Source organism: Silanimonas sp. (genome assembly GCF_027531545.1).
In the GTDB taxonomy this organism is placed as follows: domain Bacteria; phylum Pseudomonadota; class Gammaproteobacteria; order Xanthomonadales; family Xanthomonadaceae; genus Silanimonas.
Genome location: NZ_JAPZSC010000016.1, coordinates 195,406 through 216,673, shown reverse-complemented (window position 1 = coordinate 216,673; position 21,268 = coordinate 195,406). Strand labels below are relative to the sequence as shown.

Below are 21,268 nucleotides of genomic sequence, written 5' to 3'. Positions count from 1 at the left end.
GTGGACCTGATCTCCATCCTGGCCACCGTGATCCTGCTGACCACCATCGGCACCTTGGTGGTGGCGGTCGCGGCGTACGCGGCCTTCAAGATGCGCGAGAAGCGCAAGCCGAAACGCCATGATCCGACCGTCCCGCTGCACGGGACACGCGAACCCGTCTTCCTGACGCGATTCATCCCGGAAACCACGAAGCCCGAAAGTGCAGGCGCGGATGTGCCCGAGGGCAAGGGCGAGGCCGCGCCATGAGCATGGAAGATCCGACGGAATTCGAGACCCGGCCGGGTTACCGGCGCATGGGCATCTACCTCCCCGCGCTCGTCGTTGGCGGCTTGGCGATGCTCGCGCTGGTGTACCTGCTGGCCATGCGGACCTTGGGATGGCCGGTGCCGGACCGCCTCGACACCGCCCTGCCACCGCTCGTGCAAAGCGAAGGCAGCCGTGATGTGGTGCTGTTCGTTTCGCCCACGACGCAACGCTACTTCACCGGGGTCGGCGGCAACTACGAGGTGCTGCTCTCACCGTGGCGGAAACATCTCTCGGCACAGCGCTGGCGGGTCACCGAAGCCAGCACGCCGGAGGCGTTGTCCAAGGGCGAGGGGCGCATCCTCATCGTCCCTTCGGCCGTGGCATTGAGCCCGCAGGAGCGCAGCGCGATCGAGGCCTTCAAGGCCGACGGCGGCAACGTGCTGCTGACCTGGGCCAGCGGAACACGGGACGACGCGAACCAGTGGACGGGATGGGAATGGCTCGAGCGCATGGGCCAGGCGCGGGTCAATGGCGAAGTGGCGAAGGCCGAGGATGCCCCCGGCTTCCTCGTCCTCGACGGCGAATCGCCGATCAACCGCCAGCAGGCTGCCGGCCTGCGCATCTGGCTCGGCGCCAACCACGAGCCGCTCCTGCGCCTGATGCCGATCAACGATGCCCAGCTCGCGGGTCGGTTCATGGATTGGGCGCGCACACCGGCGCCTGCCGAGCTCGCCAACGGAGCCATCGTCTATGGGGAGGACGAGCGCGGCGGCCGCTCGGTGGTCCTCGGCTTCTCCGAAAGCACGTGGGAGTACCAGCCCCACCGCATTGCGCCGGTGATCGAGGATGCGCTGGCCTTCCTCGGCCGTCGCCCCGACGCGATGCTGGCGAACTGGCCTGCTGGGCATCGAGCCGCGCAGATCGTCGAGATGGATACGGAAGACCAATTCCGCAATGCCCTGCACCTGGCTTCGCTGATGGACAACATCGGCTACCGGGGCACGTTCTACGTGCTGACCTCAATGGGCATGGAATTCCCCGACGTGGTGAAGACTCTCGCGCGCTCGCACGAGGTGGCTTTCCATGGCGAGGTCCACACCTCGTTCAAGGACCTGCCGGAGGCGACGCAGCGCCAACGCCTCGAGACTATGCAGGCACAACTGGCGACGGCCCTTCCGAGCGACCAGACGACGATGGGCTTCCGTGCGCCGACCGAAGGCTACGACGCGACCACCGAGCGACTGCTGGCGGAGAAGGGCTTCACCCACCACCTCGCCGACCCGCATCGCAGCGATGCGAGGCTGCCGCTGTTCGCCGCCGAGGAGGGTGCGGCGCAGCAACTCGTCGTGCTGCCACGCACCCAGCGGGACGACATCAACCTGCTGTCGGAAGGCACCACCGATGCCGTCGTCCTCGCCCAGCGTCTGGGCGACGAGCTGGCCCTGGTGGAGTCACAGGGGGCCTTGGGCATTCTGTCCGTGCACACGCAGAATTTCGCCCCGGGCAGCCCCTTGGCATCGGCCGTTTCGATCTACCTGCACCAGCTGGCCTCGCGGCGTGAAACGGTCTGGCTGGCATCGGCCGGCGAGGTCGCCGAGTGGTGGCGGGATCGCGATCGCGTGCGCGTGGTTTCCCGCGATCTCGGCCTCCGCGCCGAGTTCGACCTGAGCGTCACGCCGGGCGAGCCGGTGGACGGCGTGTCCGTCGTCGTGATGCTGCCGCGGAAGAATGTCCTGCCGACGGTCCGAGGCGCCAAGACGGGCATGCCGCCGGTCGAGGTGGCGCCGATCGATCCCTACCGGGCCAGCGTGCGCTTCGGCGAACTTCCGGCCGGCAACTATCATTACCAAATCACGTTCTAGGGCTGGAGCCGCCCACGACCATGTTGAAGAAACCGCAGGCCCGATTGGGCCAGACCATCGCCGCCGCCCTCTTCGCCGCGGCCCTCATGCCCGCAGCCCATGCGGAAGAAACCGGCACGATCGTCGGCAAGGAAGACTGGCTGTACTTCCGTTGGGAGCGCTTCGACGCCTCCCTCATGCCCGAAGTGGACCGCTTCACCGACATGCTGGCGCGCGCCGGCCGTGTGATGGCGGCGAACGACGTGCATGTCGTGTTCACCGTCACCCCGCTGAAGCTGCAGATCTATCCGCAGTACCTGCCCGCCGATTTCGGTGCCGCGCCTGGCACGGAGAGTCGCAACCAGCGCATGGTGCAGGCACTGCGAGCTGCGGGCATGACGGTGGCCGACCAGCTGCCGGCCTTCCAGGCCGAGGCCGCCAAGGGCGGCGAACCGCTGTTCCTTCGCCTCGACTCGCATTGGACGCCCACCGGGGCGATGTTGGCCGGGCAGACCATCCGCAAAGCCATCGACGCCGATGCGAAGGCCAGCGGCGTGCTCGCCAGCATCCCCGAAGCGCAGTTCGCTGCATCCCCGAACGGCGAGCGCGAGCCCTCGCTGACGACCGATCTCCTGCCAACCCTGCCGGCGGGCGCCACGCCGCCACCGGCGGAAACCGTGCTCCGCTTCACCGTGCAGGCGCTCGACGCTGGCTCGGTGGACGCGCTGACGGGTGAATCCGGCGTGCCGCAGGTGACCGTGATCGGCAGCAGCTTCACGCACCCCGGCACGCAATACCCGGATGCGGTTCGCGTTGCCCTGCAGCGCCAGCTGCTCGACATCTCCATCCCCGGTCGCCAGGGCCCCTTCGTGGGCATGGAGAACTACACCCGCGACCCCGCCTTCCAGCTGCATCCGCCGAAGCTGCTGATCTGGGAAGTGCCCGAGCGCGACAGCGTGAATCCGCCCGACTCGCCCTGGCGCGATGCCGAGTACTTCCGCGACAGCAAGGAGTGGTTGCTGAACGTCGCCACGGCGGTTTCGCGCAACTGCGCGACCTCGCCCGTGGCGGTGCAGTTGTCCGAAGCCAATCTCCCCGACGCGCAGACGCGACTGGCCGACGGCGGCGTGGGCTACGGCCCCAGCAATGCCGACAGCTACGTCCAGCTCGATTTCGCCCAAGCCTTGGACACGACGGATTACCTCTGGGCGGATGTCGCCATCCAGGGGGGCGGCACGGTCCGCTTCGAAGCCACCGGTGCCGCGGGCAAGGCCGCCAGCTGGACGATGGGCCTCCCCGAGGACGGTACGCCGATGGCATTGAAGACGCGCCTGCCCGCCGACGCGAAGGGCGCCCGCAGCCTGCGCATCTTCCCGGGCGCCGGGGAGAATTTCGCCATCGCCCAGCCGGCCGTGTGCCGGCATGAGGCGTCCTTGATTGCCGGCCTTCCTGAAGGAGCCAAGCGATGATCGCCCGCCGCCGTTTTCTCACCCTCGCCGTCCTGCTGCTGTCCGGCATGGCGAACGCGCAACAGACGGGCCTGCTCTACGATCCCGAACCGCCGGCCAATTCCGCCTACGTGCGACTGCTGGTCGCCGCTGATGGCCCTGCCATGACGCTGACCGTCGATGGCAAGCCGCGCGGGGCCGCCCTCGCAGCCGGAGAGCCGGGCGAATACCTCGTGCTTTCCGCCGGCACGCACGTTCTGAAGCTGAGCGCGGGCGGCCAGGTGCTGGAGACGACGCTGGAGGCGCCGGCGGGCAAAGCCCTGACGCTCGCCTACACGAGCCGCGCGCCGGGCACCGAGCCCCTGCGCTTCGAGGACAAGGCCAATACCAACAAGCTCAAGGCGGTGCTGACGGCCTATCACCTCGCGCCGGGCACCGGCCCTCTTGATGTCACCGCTGGCGAGCGTGCACAGGTCGTTTTCCCAGCCGTCGCCGAAGGCGCCTCGGTGTCGCGCCCGGTCAACCCGCTGAACATCGGGTTCGGCCTTGCTCGCAGCGGCACCGCCGTCGCGGCACCCGGCGCCCCCCTGGCCATGGAATACGGCGGCACCTACAGCCTGTTCATCCTTCCCGGCAAGGACGGGCCGGTGCTGAAGGCCGTGCTCAACCGCGTCGAACGCTACACGGGGACGCCATGAGGATGAATCACAAGCGCTTGTGGGCGGCGCTTGCTGCCGGCCTCGCCGTGCAGTTCGCTGCCCCCGTGGCAGCGCAGCAGGACGCCGGGATCGTCGGCCAGAACGGCTGGCTGTATTACCGCTACGACTTCACTGACGCGAGCGAGCAGCCCTCGGTCACGAAATCCATTGACCTGTTCTCGGCGCTGTCGGAGCTGCTCGCGGCCAACGGCACGCGGATGATGCTCGCCGTGGTGCCTGCCAAGGTCCGGATTTACCCGGAGAATCTCCCGGCCGATCGGGCGCTGACACCCTTCCTCGTCGAGCACTACGGCAAGAGCCTGCAGGCGCTGCAGCAAGGCGGCGTCGATGTCGTCGACCTGCAGACGCCGTTCCTTGAGCAGGCACGCGCCGGAAACGGTGATCCCCTGTTCATGCGGCTGGACAGCCACTGGTCGCAAACAGGCTCCCTGCTGGCGGCCGAACGGATCGCGCAACACGCCAACGGCAAGGATGGGACGCAGGCCGCCCTCGACGCGCTTCCCTCCCGCGCCTACACGCTGGAATGGAATCCGACGCCGCAGACGCTGGCCTTGGGCGACCTGACGTCCATCCTTCCGGCGGGCACGCCCGCCTTCGAGCCCGAGCAGGTGCGCGTGTTCGGCGTGACCGCACCGGCGGGCGGCGACTTGCTCGCCGAGGATGCCACGCCGGGCATCGCGCTGATGGGCAGCAGCTTCAGCGGCACGTGGACAGGCTTCCCGGACGCCCTTCGCTTCGCCCTGCAGCGCGATGTCGCGGACCTGTCCGTCGCTGCGGATCGCGGGCATTGGGTGGGACTGGAACTCTATCTGCGCGACGACGGCTTCCAGACGCAGCCGCCGAAGCTCCTCGTCGTCGAGATCCCCGAGCGCGGCCTCGCGGCGCCGCCGAGCTATCCCTACCGCGAAGCGCGCTACATCGTCGACGAACGCACTTGGCTCCGGCGTGCCGCGGCATGGATCACGCGGGATTGCACTCCTGCCGGGACGGTGGGCACCGGCGAAACGGGCGGCTCGTGGTCGCTGGAACCTCAAGGCGATGCCTATCTGTCCGCCACGCTGGCCGTGACCGGACCGAATCAGATCTCCATCGCGTGGCGCGACACGGCAGGTGCCATTACCACGCAAACGCTCGAGGTCCGCGGAGACGGCACATGGCAGGCCTTCCGCATGCCGCTCCCCGAAGGCGCCAGCATCGAGGCCCTCACGGTGGGCAGCGAGGGGGCGGCCGCGCTGCAACTCGAGGACATCGCGCTCTGCCGGATGCCGACCCTCCCCGCGCTTTCTCCGTAACCGCCGCTTCCGGCCTCACGGGGCCGGAAGCAGCACCACGGGCTCGGACTTTCCATCGTCCATCGGCAGGGTCAGGAAGCGCTCCGGCACTTCCCAGACCACCAGGGTCGGCGGCGACTGGCTGAACGCGTCGTCGGCGAAGTACTCCTCGGCGGAACCGGCGATGCGCCCGCCGTCCTTCGACGCATTGAGCACCTCGCTCCCGAGGTGCAGGCGCAGGAAGTCGCCGAAAGCGGCACGCTGCGAGTAGGAGGTGCCCAGCAGCACCACGGGCACGCCAGCGTCACCGAACAGGTCGCCCAAGGCGTCGGCCGACGCCGAGGCCTGCGCCTCCACCACGACGGGTACTTCCCAGTCGCCACGCGGCCGCATCCACGCCGGCGCCTTGTCCAGCCCGATCAGTGCCAGCAGGTCGCCCACGCGCTCGGCCCCCTCGCCTTCGCGACGCAGCTCGAACGCCGTCTGGCCCGCGACGATGCCTTTCTCGCTGTTCCAGCGCGCGACGGCCTTGGCCGCCAACTCGGCACCGTTCTGGTTCCAGTGCGTGTCCGTGCGGTAGTAGAGCTCCTGCGTTGGGTCGTTCTGGAGCGCCGCCTGCATATCCGCATACAGGTCGATCACCGGCACGTGCGCGGCCTTCAGGCCCTCCAGACCCAGGGCATAGCGCCGCTCGACGAATTCGGGGCGGCTCGCCCCCAAGGCCTCCGAATGCACGCGCGTCTTGTCCGGCACCAGCAAGATGACAGAAGCGATACCGCGGGCCTCGAGTGCGCGATGCGTATCGGCCAGCAGGGCGACGCGCTGCTGCAGGCGCTGCCCCACGCCGGCGTCCACCTGCAGCTCCTCGGTGAGGAACAGCCAGTTGTCGTCACCCACTCGCACCTTCGGGCCTGCGCCGTGGGTGAGCCAGTAGCGCGCGGCGTTCGCCGCCATGATCAGCTCGGGCCGAGCCGGCACGGCCTGATCGAGGCGCTTTTCAAAAGCCTGCGTGGTGCTGCCCTCCCAGAAGTGGTCCCAACCCCAAGGCACGGCGCTGAGATCAAGGTTGCGACTGGCTCCCGCCATCTGCCAAAGGCCGAACACCATCACCGCCAGCAGCAATGCGGAAGCGAGGAAGTTCTGGATGCCGATCGGGCGGGGCGACGGATTCTGCGTCGTAGTTTCCATGGACATGGTCGGCCACTCAGAACTGGAAGTAGAGGAAGGGCGAAAAGGACTGCGCGGACAGCGTCGCCACGGCCCAGGCGAAGAGCGGCAGGATCACCCAACGCAGGTTGTCGCCATTGCGCTTGATCCAAGGCATCGCATAGACCAGCAGGAAAGCGAAGATGAGCACCGCCACGCGGTCCGTCGTCACCTCAGACATGAGGAAATCACTCATGCCGATGCCGTTGAATCCGAGCATGCCGGCATACATCTGAAGTGCGCCATCAACGGTGGTCGCACGGAACATTACCCAACCGATGATCACGAGCAGCATCGTGCGCGCCACCTGGATGGGTACCGGCAAGCGCGACGGGCCGAACTTCTCTTCCCAGTAGCGCTCGAAGGCAAGCACCGCGCCATGCCACATACCCCAGAGGACGAAGGTCCAGTTGGCACCGTGCCAGATGCCGCCAAGCAGCATGGTCAGGAACAGGTTGATGTAGGTGCGCAGGCGCCCTTTGCGATTGCCGCCGAGCGAGATGTACAGGTACTCCCGCAGCCAGCTTGAAAGCGAGATATGCCAACGCTTCCAGAACTCCGTGATCGAGCGCGACACGTAGGGATCGTTGAAGTTCTCCATGAAGACGAAGCCGATCATCAGCGCCATGCCGATCGCCATCGTGCTGTAACCCGCGAAGTCGAAGAACAGCTGGATCGTGTACGCCAGGGCGCCAATCCACGCATCGACGAGGGTCGGGGCCTGCAGCGCGAACACCGCGTCGACCAGCGGTGCAACGGTGTCGGCGACCAGCACCTTCATGCAGAAGCCGACCATGAAGATCATGGAGCCGCGGGAGAAACGTTCCCACGAGTAGGTGCGGACGTAGAACTGCTCGGCCAGGTCGTGATAGCGCAGCACCGGGCCGGCAACCAGCTGCGGGAACAGCGCGATGAAGGCCGCGAAATCCACGAGATTGCGCGCCGGGGGGGCCGTCTTCCGATAGATGTCGATGATGTAGCTGATGGCTTGGAAGATGTAGAAGGACAATCCGATCGGCAGGACGATCTTGGTCCAACCGATCGTGTCGAAACCCGCGGCCGTGAGCAGCGCATTGAGGCTGTCGATGCCGAAGTTCGCGTACTTGAAATAGCCGAGCGCGGCGAGATTGGCCGTGACACCGACCGCGAGCCAACGCTTGCGGTTCTGCACCGCCGCCGCTTCAAGCGCCGCCGCGACGTAGTAGCTCACGACCGTCACGCCGATGAGCAGGCCGAGGAAGTCCGGACGCCACCATCCATAGAAGACGTAGCTGAAGAGCAACATGTGGGCCGAGCGGAACCGCTGCGGACACAGGTAGTACGTCAGCAGGAACAGCGGCAGGAAGAGATAGAGGAAGAGCTGTGAGCTGAAGAGCAAGGCGAACTCCTGCCGGCTTGATGCATCGACCCTTCCGCCTAAGGCGCGGCTCGCGTTGGCGCGAGGCAGGCGGAGTCGTCGGGGAAGGAATGGGCGACGGTGGAAACGAGGGCGCCGGCGTCATAGCCGAGCGCGAAGAACGCCAGGCCATCGACACCCTCGCACTTCAGCCACTGGCGCTTGACTTGAAGGGACGTCCAGTCCTCGAACCACCCTTCCCAAGCGGTGCCGTCCTGTTCGAAGGCATAGCTTCCGGAGGCGCTCTCCGGGTGGAACACCGCGCCATGTCGCGCGACCCGCTCCACGACGCTCGAGGGAAAGCTCGCACGCATCGTTTCGGGCAATGGTGCGAGCGGCAGCGCGCGCCCCTTGCCCGTGGTCTTGCGCCGGATCCCTTCGCCCTGCACCGGCCATTCGTAACCGTAGAGCGGGAACGCGAGACGGAGGCGCGCATCGTCGACGCCCAAGGCCCGGGCCTGGGCGAGGGCTTTTTCCACCGTGACCGCCTCTGGACCGCGCAGCGGTGCCACGGGGCCCGCATTGGGGCCCTCCGGCCAATGCGCGTCGTAGCCCTGCACGACCACGCGGGACATCCCGGCGAGCGTGGCAGGCGTGTAGAGCTGCAACTCACCGCCGATCGGCAGGAAGACGCTCAGCTGCCAGCGTTTGGAGCGGCGTGCCCGTTGGGCGAGCTCCTCGACAAAGGCACGAAAGCCTGCAATGGCCTCCGGCGACGTGGACGCCTGGCGATAGACCTCGATGTCGATGTGCAGGCCCGCCACATCGGGCTGCCGCAGGAGGCGGGCCGTTTCGCGCAGCAAGCGTCGACGCGCCTCAGGCGAAGCGAACAGCGCGGCGAAATCGGATTCCTGCACGAGCCCGAGGGAAAGATCGATGCCGACGCCAGCCTCGCGCGAAGCGTCGCGGAGTTCCTGCCACTGTTCCGGCCAACCGTTGGCCTCGGCGATGCGCCCGGAGACATCGATCCGCTGCTCGATGAAGATGATCCGCTCGAAGCCCTCGAGCGGCGTCGTCTTCCAGGCATCACCCAGCCACCAAGCGACGTAGCCCGTCATCGGCGGGGGCGACGTGGCGGGCACAGACGAAGCCGCTGCCGGAAGCACCAGCATCAGGCAAACGGCCGCAACCCAATGGCGCAGGCGTTTCACGACTCGAGCGTGGCCAGCAGCCAATCGGCGAGATGCTGCAGGTCGAGGCAGGCCTCGGCCCCCGGCTCGTAGTCGAGCACGGTGCGCTCGAACGCCAGGGCCTCCGCCACCGCCGCATCGCGATGCACGGCGACCGGAACGACGCGGCCCGGGAAATGGGCATGGATTGCCGTGCGCACCTGGTGGCCGAGGCGGCTCTGGTGCGGCAACTGGTTGATCAGGATCTGGCTGCCCTGGAAGCCGTCACGCCCGGCGGTGAACTCGTCGATCAGCGGGAAGAACATCGGCAGCGTCGTTAGCGAGGCCGCGTCGGCCAGCACCACGACCAGCGCTCGATGCGCGGCCTGCAGCGCCTGCTGCAGGAACACCGTCGGCCCCGGGGGCGTATCGATCAGGACATAGTCGAAGCGTCCGCGCGCCGCCGCGTCAGCGAGTCGCTCCGCCAGCCAGTGCCGATCGTCCTGCAACACCGCCTCCAACTCCTCCAGTTCGGCCTCGAGCAAGGTGCCGAAGGGGAGGAAGGACACGCCGCCAGCGCTTTCGAAGATCGCCGTCGTTCCGAAGCCTTCGCGCGACCAGCCCGCCGGGTCCGCCGGGTCCATCCCGAGGTGCAGGCGCAGCGCGTTCTGCGGGTCCAGATCGATCGCGAGGACACGCCGGCCGCGCTGTGCGAGCGCGACGGCCGTCGCCGCCGTGAGCGACGTCTTGCCCACGCCTCCTTTTCCGGAAACGAATGCGATCACGGCCATGCGTCAGCCCCGTCCACCGGCGGCGGCGCGACGAGGCCACGGCGCCGGCGGCTCGGGCGGCACGACGCGCGCGCCGGGCTGCTGCAGGGCGGGATGGGCGCCCGGCGGTGCGATGCCGTCGCGCTGGCGGTCCATCCAGTCGGTCAGACGCGCCAGGTTCGCTGCGATGTCCTCGCGCCCGGGCGCGAGGCGCACCGCACGTTGCAGCAGTTCGCGCGCGGCCTGGTAGTCCCCGCGGGCCGCCTTGGCCACCGCCAGGTTGTTCAGATCGGCGGGGTCGAAGGGGTTGACCTCGAGGCGCGCTTCCCACGCTGCCGCAGCGGCATCGTGTTCCCCTTGGGCGAACTGCTCGCGCGCCAGCCCGGCGTCCTGCGCCACCGTCAACGAAGGCCCCGCCATCGCGGAAATCCCCAGCATCAGTGCGCCGAGGGCTCGAAGACTACGATGCATCAGGGCACCCCTTTCTCAATCGGCTGCAAGGGCCTGGGCGGCGCCGCCGGCAACGGCAAGCCCTGCAGGCCGTAACGCAAGTAAAGCAATCCGCCATATCGGCTGAAGTCGCGGCTGTCGTCCCAGAAGAAGCGCCCGCCCACGGAAAGATCGGACATCACGCGGTACTCGAAGGCGCCATGCATTCCGTAGCCGAAGCCGCGCTCGTTCGAGCCCGGATGCCGAGCGGAGAAAGCGCCCAAGCCGGGCGTCGACAAGCGTCGCTCCCACTCGAATTGCAGCGCGGGGTCGTTCGGGAAAAACGGCGCCGAATCCTGACGGATGTTGCGGACGCCGACCTCCGCTCCCCACTGGTAGCTCAGGTCGCCGCGCTGGCCGCTGGCGGTGAACGGGAAGCTGAGGCTGACGAAGCGCTGGGGGCTGAAGTAGCCGCCATGCCCGAAGGTGAATCGGGAGAGGTTCTTCTCATAAGCCTGCGTCTCGAAATGGACACCGAGCGTGGCGCTCGACGCGCCGTCATCCCAGAGCCGCATGTACGCGCCGACGCCCAACTCCGTCGCATTGTTGCGGGCGACCAGGCGACCCTCGAGCTGGTACATGCCCAGGGCGCCGTACACACCGGTTTGCTCGTTTCCCGAGGCTGCGGAGAATCGCGCGCCGTTGCGCGTCACCGCACCCCAGCGCCGCAGCGATTGTGGATCGCGAATACCCCCCCAGGACAGCAGGCTGTCGGTGACGGCGCGGCGTTCGACGGTGCCCTGCAGCCGCCAATCACCCGCGTCGCTGAAGAGGCTCAGGCCGCCCACCGCTCGCCCGAGCACAAAGCCGACCGGCGTGACACCGGCATCGAAGGCGAGCGTTTCGTCGCGATAGGCGAAGGCCGCGGCGAGGCCGCTGTCGGTTGTGAGGGGCGCCGGCGGCGGCGCGGCGAGGAAGGCCCCGAGGGCATTGGTGCCGAAACGCGGCGAGGCAAAGATGTCACGGGTGTCAAAAGGACCGGCATCGATATCGACGGCAGTCAGCGAGGCACTTAAGGTGCCGCCCCAGGTCGTCGGCCAATGGCCCTGCACCGTCAGCGCGGTGTGGTCGAGCTGGCCGAGGCCGGTTTCCCCGCTGCGACCACCGATGTCGATGCCCGCTTCCACTTTCGGGGAACGCTCGGCCTCAAGCTGGGCCAACTCGCGCTCGGCCTCGGTGGCGGGATCGGACGAGGCCGATGCCGTGGACCGCGGCAGGGAAGGCAACCGCGTCTCGCGGGAGGCCACGGCGGCGGCACGGCGCAAGGGCGACGCGGTGCGGCGCGTCGCGTCCGACGTCGCGCGCGGCAGCGACAGGCCGCGGCTCGACGGAGGCAGCGTGCCCACCGGAGCGGCCTGACCCGGCATCGGCAGAAGGCGGGGTCTCGCGGGGATCGATGGCGAGGGAGCGGCACGTCCACCACCGGGCCAGCCGACGCTGCCTTCCGATTCCACAAGGCGCAGCGACATCAAGCCACCGCCGGGCGTGATGCCGGCCCGCGTGCCCTCCGCGGCCAGCGCCTGCTCGAACAGCGCCGTCGCGCCGGCCCGATCGCCTCGCGCCTTGGCAAGCCGCCCCTGCATCGTCAACACGCGTGGATGGCCGGGTGAAATCTGGCTCGCCACCGCGAGGTGCCGCTCCGCCGCCGGCCAGTCCCTCGCACTGATGCTCATGCCCGCGACGAACAGGCGGTGCTCGAGCGAGCGGGGCTCGGCCTTCAAGACGGATTCCGCCAGCGCCTGCGCTTCCTCCCTGTCGCCGGCACTCAGATACAGCCGGGCCAAGGCCATGGTGAGCGCGGTGTCGGGCCCCTGCTGCATCAACGGGCGCAGGACGTCGAAGGCCTCCGCATAGCGGCCCTCCTCGCGAAGAATATCGGCCTGTCGCAGCGTGTAGGCGCGGATCAATGCGTTCAGATCGTTGATCTGGCCATCGCTGAGCGATTGCCCGGACAGGTGTTCGAGGATGAGGGCGGCCTCGTCCGTTTCACCGGCCCGAAGCAGCAGGCCGGCGTAGGTCGTCTGCAGTCCGATGTCAGGCGTTGGCGAGGCGGACACCAGGCGCCGCGCCATCGCGATGCCGCGCGCGGGCTGGCCCAGGTCGACCCATGCCGAGGCCACCGCGGCCATCGCGCCCGGGTTCCCTTCAGCCCGTCGCTCGGCTTCCATCAACAGCGTGAGCCCCTCACCGGCTTGACCATCCCCGGCGAGCGCCACGGCGCGCTCGGCCCGGGCGTTGACCCAGAAGCGGTTCTGCTCGGCGGCCATCGCATCATCGCGCTCGCCGAAGGGGATGTTCTCCATGGCGAACAGGGCTTCGAGCCAACGCTTCTGCGCGGCCAGCGCCTGCGCCTTGGCGAACCATCCGTCCTGCCACTGGGCATCGGCATCCAAAGCGGAGCCGAGCAGGCCGACAGCCGCCTGCGCGCGCCCCAGGCGCTGATACACCCGCGCCAATGCGACGCGGATGGGCTGGCTGCCCGGATCGCGCACCAGCGCATCCTCGAGCAGCGCGGCGGCGCCGGCGTCATCACCGGCAGCGGCCAGCACCTCGCTTTCGCGCAGCATGAGAACGGCGCGCGCTTGGCCACTCGCCCCATCGCCACCCGCCTTCCCCTGCATCTCCGCGACAAGCGTCTGCATCTCCGCGATGCGCCCCGTGTTCGCCAGAATGGCGAGCAGCCCACGGAACGCGCCCTCGTGCGTGGGGTGGCGCGCCAACACCGCGCGATACGCGCGCTCCGCCAACGCCGCCTGGCCGCGTTCAGCCTGGATATCCGCCAGCAGCACCGCGGCCTCGGGCTCCGAAGCATCGGCTCGCGCGGCCGCTTGGGCGAGTCGCGCCGCCTCGTCGCGCCGACCCGCGAGGCGCGCGGCCCTGGCCGCTTCGACGTCCCGCCAATACCGGGCGCTTCGCGCGGCGTCGCGCCATTGACCACCGCCGGCGGCGACGGCACGGTCCAGCAGGCGCGCGGCTTCGGGGAAGTCCTCGCGGCGAAGGAAGATCACCCCGAGCCCGCCCAGCGCTTCCGCATCATTGGGACGGGATTGCAAGGCCGCGCGGAACGCGGCTTCCGCCTTCTCGTGGTCACCGCGATCCAAGGCCGCGAATCCCGCCAAACGGGAGAGTGACGTCGCGCTGCCGCGCGCGCCCGTCGCAGGCGCACGCAGGCGTTCCCGCAGCGACTGGTCGCCCGGGTGCTTCGCGAGATAGGCCTCGATGAGTGCCCGGTCCGACGCGCGGTTGCCCAACCAGGTGAGCGCCTGCCGCCACGCATCGCGGATCGCGGCGTCATCCGGCTTCGCCTGCGCCAAGGCCTGGAGCATCCGCAGGCCTTCGGGCCGCGCGCCCTCGCGATAGGTCAGCACTTTCGCGAGTTCGAAGCGCACCGCGGCGTCGTCGGGATTCTGTCGCGCCAGGACCTCGAGGCTGGCACGCGCTGCGGCCCAACCCTCGGTGGAGCCGGTGAGACCGGCATAGGCCTGCGGGCGCGTGGCCGTGCCTTCCGGCGAGCGCGACGGGGGCGTTGCCGCGCGCGGCGCGGCAGACGCTGCGCGATCGCGCGCGCCTGGCACATCGTCAACGAGGGGCTGCAGCACGCCGCCGCGGCGGGCATTGAGGCGCGCCATCCCGGCTTGCGCCGTGGCGTTCAGCGGGTCGGCGCGCAGCAGTTTCTGCCAGGCCTGCGCGGCGCGCTCGTCGTCGCCCTTCTTCTCCCAATACTGGGCTTGATCGACCAGCTGACGCACGGCGACGTCGTCCGCGGCCATCACGGCCGATCCGAAGACCAAGGCGATCGCCAGCGAAAGGGCGTTCATCGTTCGCATTCCGAATCCTCAGCCAGCAGCAGACGGCCGTCAGCCGCGAACCGGAACCGCCCCGCCATCCAACCCGCTGCGAACTGTTCCAAAGACCGCGGATAGTAACGCTTGCCCACGGGCGAAATGGCCGCGGCGGCACGTGCCCGCTGGGCCTGCGCGAGGTCGTCCCGCGCCATCAGGAAGGGCAGCACGGCCCAGGAAAACCCGGCGTCGGCGGTGCCCGTGCAGGTGCCGCGGGTGGCATCGATGCGCTCGGCGACGCGCCCTGCGGCATCCACGCAGGCCGTCATGCCCGCGAGCGCCCGGAGCACGGCCTCCCGTGCCGGGTCATCGGAGTGCGTCATGCCCGCCCAAAGGTAGACACGGATGGCGTCGTAACTCCCGACCGGGAACTCCGCAGCCAACGAATAGCCGGAAGCGGGCGCCACATGGAGCCAGTCCGGCGCGACCTTCGCGGGCGAGGCCGCCAGCATCTCCGGCAGCCCTTCAGCCAAGGACCGCCACGGCCCCTGCGGCGCTTCGCGCGCCAACCCACGCAGGACGAACAGCGGCAGGTAGCTGGGGTTCACCCGCACACCGCCGCCCGGCAGGGCGAATCCTTCAGGACCCGGCAGCAAGGTCGTCCGGCCGCCCACGCGTGTCACGAGATCGCGGGCGACGTGGGCCTGCATCGCATCCGCCTTCAGACGCCATGCCGGCACCTGCCAGCGCCGCGCGGCTTCGTAAAGCGTGTAGGCCATCCAGAGGTCGGCGTCGCTGGCGGCATTCGCGTCGAGGACGCGCCACTGGCCCTGGTCATCGCGGCCCCACTTCCAGGCCATCGCCCGGTCCTCCAGCCGGCCCTGCGCGAGGTTGTCCTCGGCCCAGCGCAGCACCGTCTCGAAGCGGGCACGATCACCCGCCACGAGAGCGAAGAACAGCGCGTAAGCCTGTCCCTCCGAGGTGCTGATGGCCTCCGCCTCGTGGTCGATGACTCGGCCATCCGCCTGGATGAAGTCGCGGGCAAACGCCGGCCAGTCCCCTGCTGGCTCCGCCGCGCACAGCAGCGCGGGACCCGCCGTTGCCAGCAGGCCCAATGCCGCTTTCAGGAGCAGTCGCCGCACGTTACTTCTTCGTCGCCAGGCGGCGCGCCGCGAGACGACGCAGGCTGCGGTAGGCCAGGATGGCCGCCAGCAGCGCGAGCAGGATGGAGAGCACGCCCAACAGGATGGGGTTCTCGGTGAACCACCAGCGCAGCTTCAGCAGCCAGGGCAGCGAGCCGCTGTAGTAGGTCTCCGCCACCTGGTAGTGGCCGACGCGATCACCGCGCACGATCACCCAGTCGCCCTGGAACTTCGAGATGCGTGCCGGATCATTGAGCGCTTGGCTGATCGAACCGAGGTGTCGCGGTTGGTCCGCATAGAAGGCGATCGCACTGCGGCCCGATTTCAGCGGTGATTCGAAGGCGATCGCCGCCGCCAGCGCACCACCTCCGGTGAAGCTGACATCCCCAAGCGGGTCGGGGCGCTCCTGCACGTCCTTTTCCTCCCAGCGATAGGTGGAACGCAGGAACTTGTCAGGATCGCGCAGGCGCCGCACGCCCTGCTGCTCGACGAGCGCGAGGTGCTCGGCCCAACGGCCGAACAGCGGTTGGCTCGTGTGGCTGCCGATCAGGATGAAGTCCTTGTCGGCATGCTCCTCGACCGCGTCCGCGGTGGTCAGCGCGTGGCGGAAACCGGGATAGCCCGTGGCCTCACCCATGCGCCCCATGAGGTCGAGGTACATCTGCACTTCGGCGGCGGCCGGCGAGGACGGCATGACGATCGCGGTCTCGGAAAGATCCGCGAGGCGGGTGAAAGGGAAGCCGATGTTGGCGAAATAGGCGAGGTTCGGCAGCGCCACGTAATGCGGGAAGCTGCTGAAGTCGATGGTCGACTCCGGATCGACCATCGCGCGCATGTTGTCGGGGATGGAATCCCGGCATTCACCCTGCTTGTGGATGTCGAAGTAGAAGTGGAACTGCATCTGGTTCCGGCCGCCCACCTGGTAGGGCGGGACGAACAGGACGTCCTCGCGCAGCGCGAGGTTCTCGTCCAACACGGGCAACCGCAGCTTCTCCTGCTCCTCCTCGCGACGCTCGGGGTCGTTCAGGGCGAGGGCATGGATGAAATTGTTGTTGAGGCTGATGTTCAGGCTGGAATTCTTGTTGAACGGCAGCCGCGTGAAACGGTACTTCAAATCGATCGGCACGCCTTCGCTGCGCCAGGTGAACAGGTCGGGGGCGACGCGGAAGTTCATCCGGATGACGTCCGGGTAATAGCCCCTGACCTGCATGTCCTGGAGCGCCATCACCTCGCCGAACCGCACCGGCCGATCCACGGGCAGCCATGCCGGTGCGTCGTAGGGCTCGCGCGGCGCGGGGAGGTTCTCGCTGGTGATCACGACGCGAGGACCGCTGAAGGCGCCATTCGAGAAGACGAGGGCGCGGGCCGCGCGCTGCAAGGCTTCGTCATCGGCGCCCGAGAGGATCAGCAGCTTCGCCCCCGGCACCGAGGGGTGCGCCTGCACTTCGATGGCCGGCCCCGCCTCGCCCGCCGGCGACGGACGACGACGGAAGAGCACGGCGTGGCCGGCCGGCAAGCCCTCTAGGCGGACCGGGAAGCTCGCGCCGCGGTAGCTCGCCTGGCCGCCGAACCACGACGCGACGATGCCTGCCGCCTTCATCATGCCCGGCGACGGCGTCTCCTCGAACACGAAGGGCAGGCGCAAGGCGCCCTGGTCACGCGGGTCGAAGAAGGGGTTGGGCAGCAAGCGCAGGTCGTTGGCCAAGGCCAGGGGCGCCAGCGTGAGCTCGAGCGAACCGGACTGCGCGAGGCTAAGCCACAGCGACGAGTGCGTCGGGTCCTCGCAGCGGTAGGTGTAGTGGCCGATCAGGCGGAACGCGAGCTTGTTGTGGTCGATGAACAGGCGCGGATCGAGATCGATCTCGCGCCGATTGCCCATGCCCTGCCCCTTCGGGAGCGCGATGGTGGCGGCGACCTCGTCGTTGAGGGTGACGACGAGGTGGCTGAGCTCTTCCAGCAGGGACGGCGAATACTGGTAGTCCATGCGGAGCTTGGCCCCGACGACGACTTCGTCCGAACGGATGGAGAACGGTAGGCCGATCGAACCCTCCACGCCACGAAGCATGAGCGGCCCGCTAGCACCGAGCTCCTTGAAGCCGAGGCGAAGCACGCGGTTCGCCGGCGTCGCCGGAGCGGGCGCTTCGGCGGCGGGCGGGGCCGCGGCCGGCGCTTGGGCGGGAAGGTTGCTCGCGCAGAGGCACGCGAGCAGGAAGATCGCCGGGAATCGGATCACATGAGCTCCTTGAAGCGGGGGCGCGCCTGTCGCAGGCGCCAGGCCAGCAGTGCGCTTTCAGCGAAACGCCGCATGCCTTCGATGCTGAATTTGAAGATCTCCACCAAGCCTCGCAGCGGACGATCGGTTTCTTCCTGCGGCAGCCACTCCTGCCACGCGTCGCCGCGCGAGAAGGTCGCCGCCACGAGCGCGCGGTAGTCGTCCAGCGACAGCTCGTGGAACTGCAGCCGCAAGGCCTCCCCCTTGCTGTAGACCACCTTGACCGGGAACGGATAGGCACGGTCACCGCGGTAGAGGGTCAGCGTCACTTCGGTTCCCAGCGGCAAGGCCATCTCACGGCCCAGCGCGAGCGCCACGCCACCTTCCGAGTAATCCTCGGTCTCGCAGGCAATGGTGCGGCCGTTCGGAAGCTGCACCATCGCCGGCAGGCGGCTGCGCACACGCCACGACCGCCGGATCTGCCGCGTCTCGAAAGCGACGCCGAGGGTCGCGCCGAGCATCATCAGGTTGTAGAGCGTCCAGAGCAGGTTGAGGATCACCGTGCCCGCTTCATGCGTGTTCCAGATGAACAGGCGACCCAGGCCGACGATGAGCCCGATGAGGTTCAGCGCAAGGAGGGCCACGTAGGGCGTCGCGATCTTCCAGTCGAAGTAGTCGCGCTCGACCACGCCGCCTTTCGCGGTGACGTTGAAGGTGCCCAGCTTGGGGTTGATGACGGCCAGCGAGGTGGGCACGAAGATGTACCAGGCCAGCGCCGTTTCGTAGACCTCGGCCCAGAAGCTGTGACGGTGCTTGCCCTGCATCCGCGAGTTGGCGATGTTCGCGTGGATCAGGTGCGGCAGGGCATAGGCGGCGATGAGCACCGAGGGCGCGGCGATGATGTGCGCCTCGAGGAAGAAATAGGCCAGCGGCGAGGTGAGGAACACCAGTCGCGGCAGGCCGTAGAAGAAGTGCAGCATCGCGTTGATGTAGCAGAGCCGCTGGGCGAGGTTGAGGCCCCGCCCCAGCAGCGGATTGTCGATGCGGAAGATCTGCGCCATGCCGCGCGCCCAGCGGATGCGCTGCCCGACGTGGGCGGAGAGGCTCTCCGTGGCGAGGCCCGCAGCCTGCGTGATGCCGATGTAGGCGGTGTTGTAGCCGCGCCGATGCAGCTTCAGGGCGGTGTGCGCGTCTTCCGTCACGGTCTCGACGGCGATGCCCCCCACCTCCAGCAGCATGTCGCGCCGGAGGATCGCGCAGGAGCCGCAGAAGAAGGTCGCGTTCCAGAGGTCGTTGCCGTCCTGCACCAACCCGTAGAACAGGGCGCCCTCGTTGGGCATCGCACGGAAGACGCCGAGGTTGCGCTCGAACGGATCGGGCGAGAGGAAATGATGCGGTGTCTGCACCATCGCCAGCTTCGGATCGACCAGGAACTGCCCGACGGTCATCTGCAGGAAACTGCGATTGGGGATGTGGTCGCAGTCGAAGATGGCGACAAGCTCGCCTTCCGTCTTGGGGAGCGCCTGGTTGATGTTGCCGGCCTTCGCATGCCGGTTGTTGTCGCGCGTGATGTGGGTGACCCCCACCAGCTCGGCGAACTCCCGGAACTCCTCGCGGCGCCCGTCATCGAGGATGTAGACCTTGAGGCGGTCGCGCGGCCAGTCCTGTGCCAGCGCCGCCATCACCGTGGGGCGAACGACCGACAGCGGTTCGTTGTAGCTGGGGATGAGGATGGCCACCGAAGGCCAGGTGGACACATCGTCCGGCATCGGCACAGGCTTCCGGCGCAGCGGCCATATGGTCTGCACGAAACCGATCATCAGCACCAGCCACGCGTAGACCTCCGCGAGCAGGAGTCCCGTTCCGAGGAACAGGTCGAGGCTGGACTCCACCGCCAGGGTCTCGGTGAACCGCCAGTAGAGGTAGCGCGTCGATGCCAGCATCGACAGGCCGATCAACAGAAGCGTCACCAGCGTCCCGACGAAGCGTCGCAGGTAGAGCGACACGACGAGGAAGACCGCGGAGAACAGCAACTGCTCGGTGAGGTCGAAGGGAACGATGACGATCAGAACCGCAAGCACCACGCAGAGCGCACCGGCCACCTGGCGCAGCAGGCGCGACTCCCACACGCGCGCGTCGACGACGCGCCGCCCCCAGTCGTTGAGCCGACCGTAGACGTAGCGCGGATTCAGGCGGGAGCGCTCGCCCTCGGCAAGGTCGTGCACCAGCCCGCGCAGTCGGCCGCGCAGGTCGCTCATGGGCACTCGCGCGCCACGGCTGCGGCGAGCTGCCGGAAGTCCAGCGACGCCCGGCAGTGCGGGTCGTACTCGATCACCGATTGCTGGACGGCCAGCGCTTCGCCGATGGCTTCGTCACGGTGGATGCCCACCGGCAGCAGTCGATGGGCCAGCCGCTGCCTCAACACTTCGGCGATGTCGCGGGCCAACGGGGAGGATGCGTCGGTCTGGTTGAGCACGTACGCGGCGCGGAGGCCCGGCCGCTGCGACTGCCACTCGTCCACCCAGGCCTCCATGGCCGGGATGGTGGCGTACGAGCCGCCGTCGGCAAGCAACACGAGTAGGGCAAGGTCGGCGCACTCGAAAGCCGCCTTCAGATAGGGCGAGGGCCCAGGCGGCGTGTCGATGAGGACGATGGCCTCGGGCTCGGCGGCGCAGGCGGCGCGCAGGGCCTCGCCGAGCGCTCGCGGGTTCTCGTTCAAGGGCCGCTCGAAGCGGGCCACCTGTTCGCCGCGAAGGAGCCCGTAGGGCAGGCAGAGCACGCCAGAGTCCGACACCAGGGCCGGCGCATGCCATGGCCTGCCGTCCAGCGCGGCGACCGCCAGGCCATCGCGATTCGACCCGTCGAGGCCGAAGTGTAGGAAGAGCGAGTTCTGCGGATCAAGATCGACCACCATCACCGGGCGACCGAGGCGGGAGAGGGCGAAGGCGACGTTCGCCGTGGTCGTCGTCTTGCCGACGCCCCCCTTCATCGATGCGACAACGACCACGCTCATCGCTTGCGCAACCGCCCCGGCACGAGCGGCTTCGTGCCGCGTCCTTCGCCTTCGAGCCTCGAGAACAGCCCGGAAAGCGCGTTCCGCGGCGCTTCTTCGCCGGCCTTGTCGCCGCGATCGACGCCACCGAACAAGCCGGTTTTTCCCCGCAGGTCGAGCCGCTGCGACTCTCCTTTGCGGACCGAGCGCGACGCGCCAGCGGACGACCGCGGCTCTTCGACCGGGACGGGGGGCTGAGGCTGGGTCTGGGTCTGGGTCTGGGGCTTGGCCGCGCCCCAGGCCCTGGGGGCCGGAGCGTCCGCTGGATCGACCTGGGGAGCACTACCCCGCTGCAACAGGTGGTCGAGCCCGCCCATCAGGCGTCGGCCCTCCGCCGAAGCCTGCGGCGGAGACAGCGGCGACTCGGCGTCGCCTTCGCCGCGCTCGCGCCATTGGCGCTTGCTGGCGGCATCCAGCGCATCGGGGCGGACGCCGGCTTCAGGGGCGATTTCCCCGAGCATCGGCCAGCGCTGCTGCGCATCGCGGGCATCCGCTTCCCGGGCGAGTTCGCGATACGAGCCGCTGTCGCTGCCGAAGCTCCGGAACAACCCTTCGATGTCGCCGCCTGCTTTCTTCACCATGTCC

16 protein-coding genes are annotated in these 21,268 nt (G+C 68.5%); 5 read left to right on the top strand and 11 right to left on the bottom strand.

The window, feature by feature from the left end; genetic code table 11:
• Genes O9280_RS09950 through O9280_RS09930 form a run of 5 tightly spaced genes read left to right on the top strand, consistent with a single transcriptional unit; the run spans window position 1 to window position 5,546 of the window.
• A complete protein-coding gene (locus O9280_RS09950) occupies window positions 1-246 on the top strand; it encodes a hypothetical protein (RefSeq protein WP_298341890.1) in 246 nt (81 codons plus the stop codon).
• Window positions 243-2,108 (top strand): polysaccharide deacetylase family protein, encoded by a 1,866-nt coding sequence (locus tag O9280_RS09945; RefSeq protein ID WP_298341887.1) that lies wholly within the window; start codon window positions 243-245, stop codon window positions 2,106-2,108. Before O9280_RS09950 ends, O9280_RS09945 begins: the two co-directional genes overlap by 4 nt.
• A gap of 20 nt (window positions 2,109-2,128) precedes the next feature.
• Window positions 2,129-3,556 (top strand): hypothetical protein, encoded by a 1,428-nt coding sequence (locus O9280_RS09940; protein WP_298341884.1) that lies wholly within the window; start codon window positions 2,129-2,131, stop codon window positions 3,554-3,556.
• Window positions 3,553-4,233, top strand: coding sequence for a DUF4397 domain-containing protein (locus tag O9280_RS09935; protein ID WP_298341881.1), 681 nt, complete (start codon window positions 3,553-3,555; stop codon window positions 4,231-4,233). The genes O9280_RS09940 and O9280_RS09935 overlap by 4 nt, the downstream gene beginning before the upstream one ends.
• Window positions 4,230-5,546, top strand: a complete 1,317-nt coding sequence (locus O9280_RS09930; RefSeq protein WP_298341879.1) for a hypothetical protein — start codon at window positions 4,230-4,232, stop codon at window positions 5,544-5,546. Before O9280_RS09935 ends, O9280_RS09930 begins: the two co-directional genes overlap by 4 nt.
• 15 nt (window positions 5,547-5,561) lie before the next feature.
• On the opposite strand, the gene O9280_RS09925 is transcribed toward O9280_RS09930, so the two are convergent.
• The 11 genes from O9280_RS09925 to bcsP form a co-directional block, all read right to left on the bottom strand.
• Complete coding sequence (locus O9280_RS09925) at window positions 5,562-6,719, bottom strand: hypothetical protein (RefSeq protein ID WP_298341878.1); 1,158 nt, start codon at window positions 6,717-6,719, stop codon at window positions 5,562-5,564.
• Window positions 6,720-6,729: 10 nt separating this feature from the next.
• Window positions 6,730-8,109, bottom strand: a complete 1,380-nt coding sequence (locus O9280_RS09920) for an MBOAT family protein (protein ID WP_298341875.1) — start codon at window positions 8,107-8,109, stop codon at window positions 6,730-6,732.
• A gap of 38 nt (window positions 8,110-8,147) precedes the next feature.
• Window positions 8,148-9,185 (bottom strand): glycosyl hydrolase family 18 protein, encoded by a 1,038-nt coding sequence (locus O9280_RS09915; protein ID WP_298341872.1) that lies wholly within the window; start codon window positions 9,183-9,185, stop codon window positions 8,148-8,150.
• An 89-nt stretch (window positions 9,186-9,274) separates the two neighbouring features.
• Complete coding sequence (gene bcsQ / locus O9280_RS09910) at window positions 9,275-10,027, bottom strand: cellulose biosynthesis protein BcsQ (protein ID WP_298341869.1); 753 nt, start codon at window positions 10,025-10,027, stop codon at window positions 9,275-9,277.
• Window positions 10,028-10,030: 3 nt separating this feature from the next.
• A complete protein-coding gene (locus O9280_RS09905; protein ID WP_298341866.1) occupies window positions 10,031-10,477 on the bottom strand; it encodes a tetratricopeptide repeat protein in 447 nt (148 codons plus the stop codon).
• The gene (locus O9280_RS09900) at window positions 10,477-14,313 is read right to left on the bottom strand and encodes a cellulose synthase subunit BcsC-related outer membrane protein (protein ID WP_298341863.1); all 3,837 of its coding nucleotides are present in this window, start codon (window positions 14,311-14,313) and stop codon (window positions 10,477-10,479) included. The genes O9280_RS09905 and O9280_RS09900 overlap by 1 nt, the downstream gene beginning before the upstream one ends.
• Window positions 14,310-15,419 (bottom strand): cellulose synthase complex periplasmic endoglucanase BcsZ, encoded by a 1,110-nt coding sequence (gene bcsZ, locus O9280_RS09895; RefSeq protein WP_298341860.1) that lies wholly within the window; start codon window positions 15,417-15,419, stop codon window positions 14,310-14,312. Before bcsZ ends, O9280_RS09900 begins: the two co-directional genes overlap by 4 nt.
• 1 nt (window position 15,420) lies before the next feature.
• Window positions 15,421-17,652, bottom strand: coding sequence for a cellulose biosynthesis cyclic di-GMP-binding regulatory protein BcsB (gene bcsB / locus O9280_RS09890; RefSeq protein WP_298341857.1), 2,232 nt, complete (start codon window positions 17,650-17,652; stop codon window positions 15,421-15,423).
• A complete protein-coding gene (gene bcsA, locus O9280_RS09885) occupies window positions 17,649-19,889 on the bottom strand; it encodes a UDP-forming cellulose synthase catalytic subunit (RefSeq protein WP_298341854.1) in 2,241 nt (746 codons plus the stop codon). Before bcsA ends, bcsB begins: the two co-directional genes overlap by 4 nt.
• The gene (bcsQ, locus tag O9280_RS09880; protein WP_298341851.1) at window positions 19,886-20,644 is read right to left on the bottom strand and encodes a cellulose biosynthesis protein BcsQ; all 759 of its coding nucleotides are present in this window, start codon (window positions 20,642-20,644) and stop codon (window positions 19,886-19,888) included. Before bcsQ (O9280_RS09880) ends, bcsA begins: the two co-directional genes overlap by 4 nt.
• Complete coding sequence (gene bcsP / locus O9280_RS09875) at window positions 20,641-21,264, bottom strand: cellulose biosynthesis protein BcsP (RefSeq protein ID WP_298341847.1); 624 nt, start codon at window positions 21,262-21,264, stop codon at window positions 20,641-20,643. Before bcsP ends, bcsQ (O9280_RS09880) begins: the two co-directional genes overlap by 4 nt.
• Window positions 21,265-21,268: the final 4 nt, after the last annotated feature.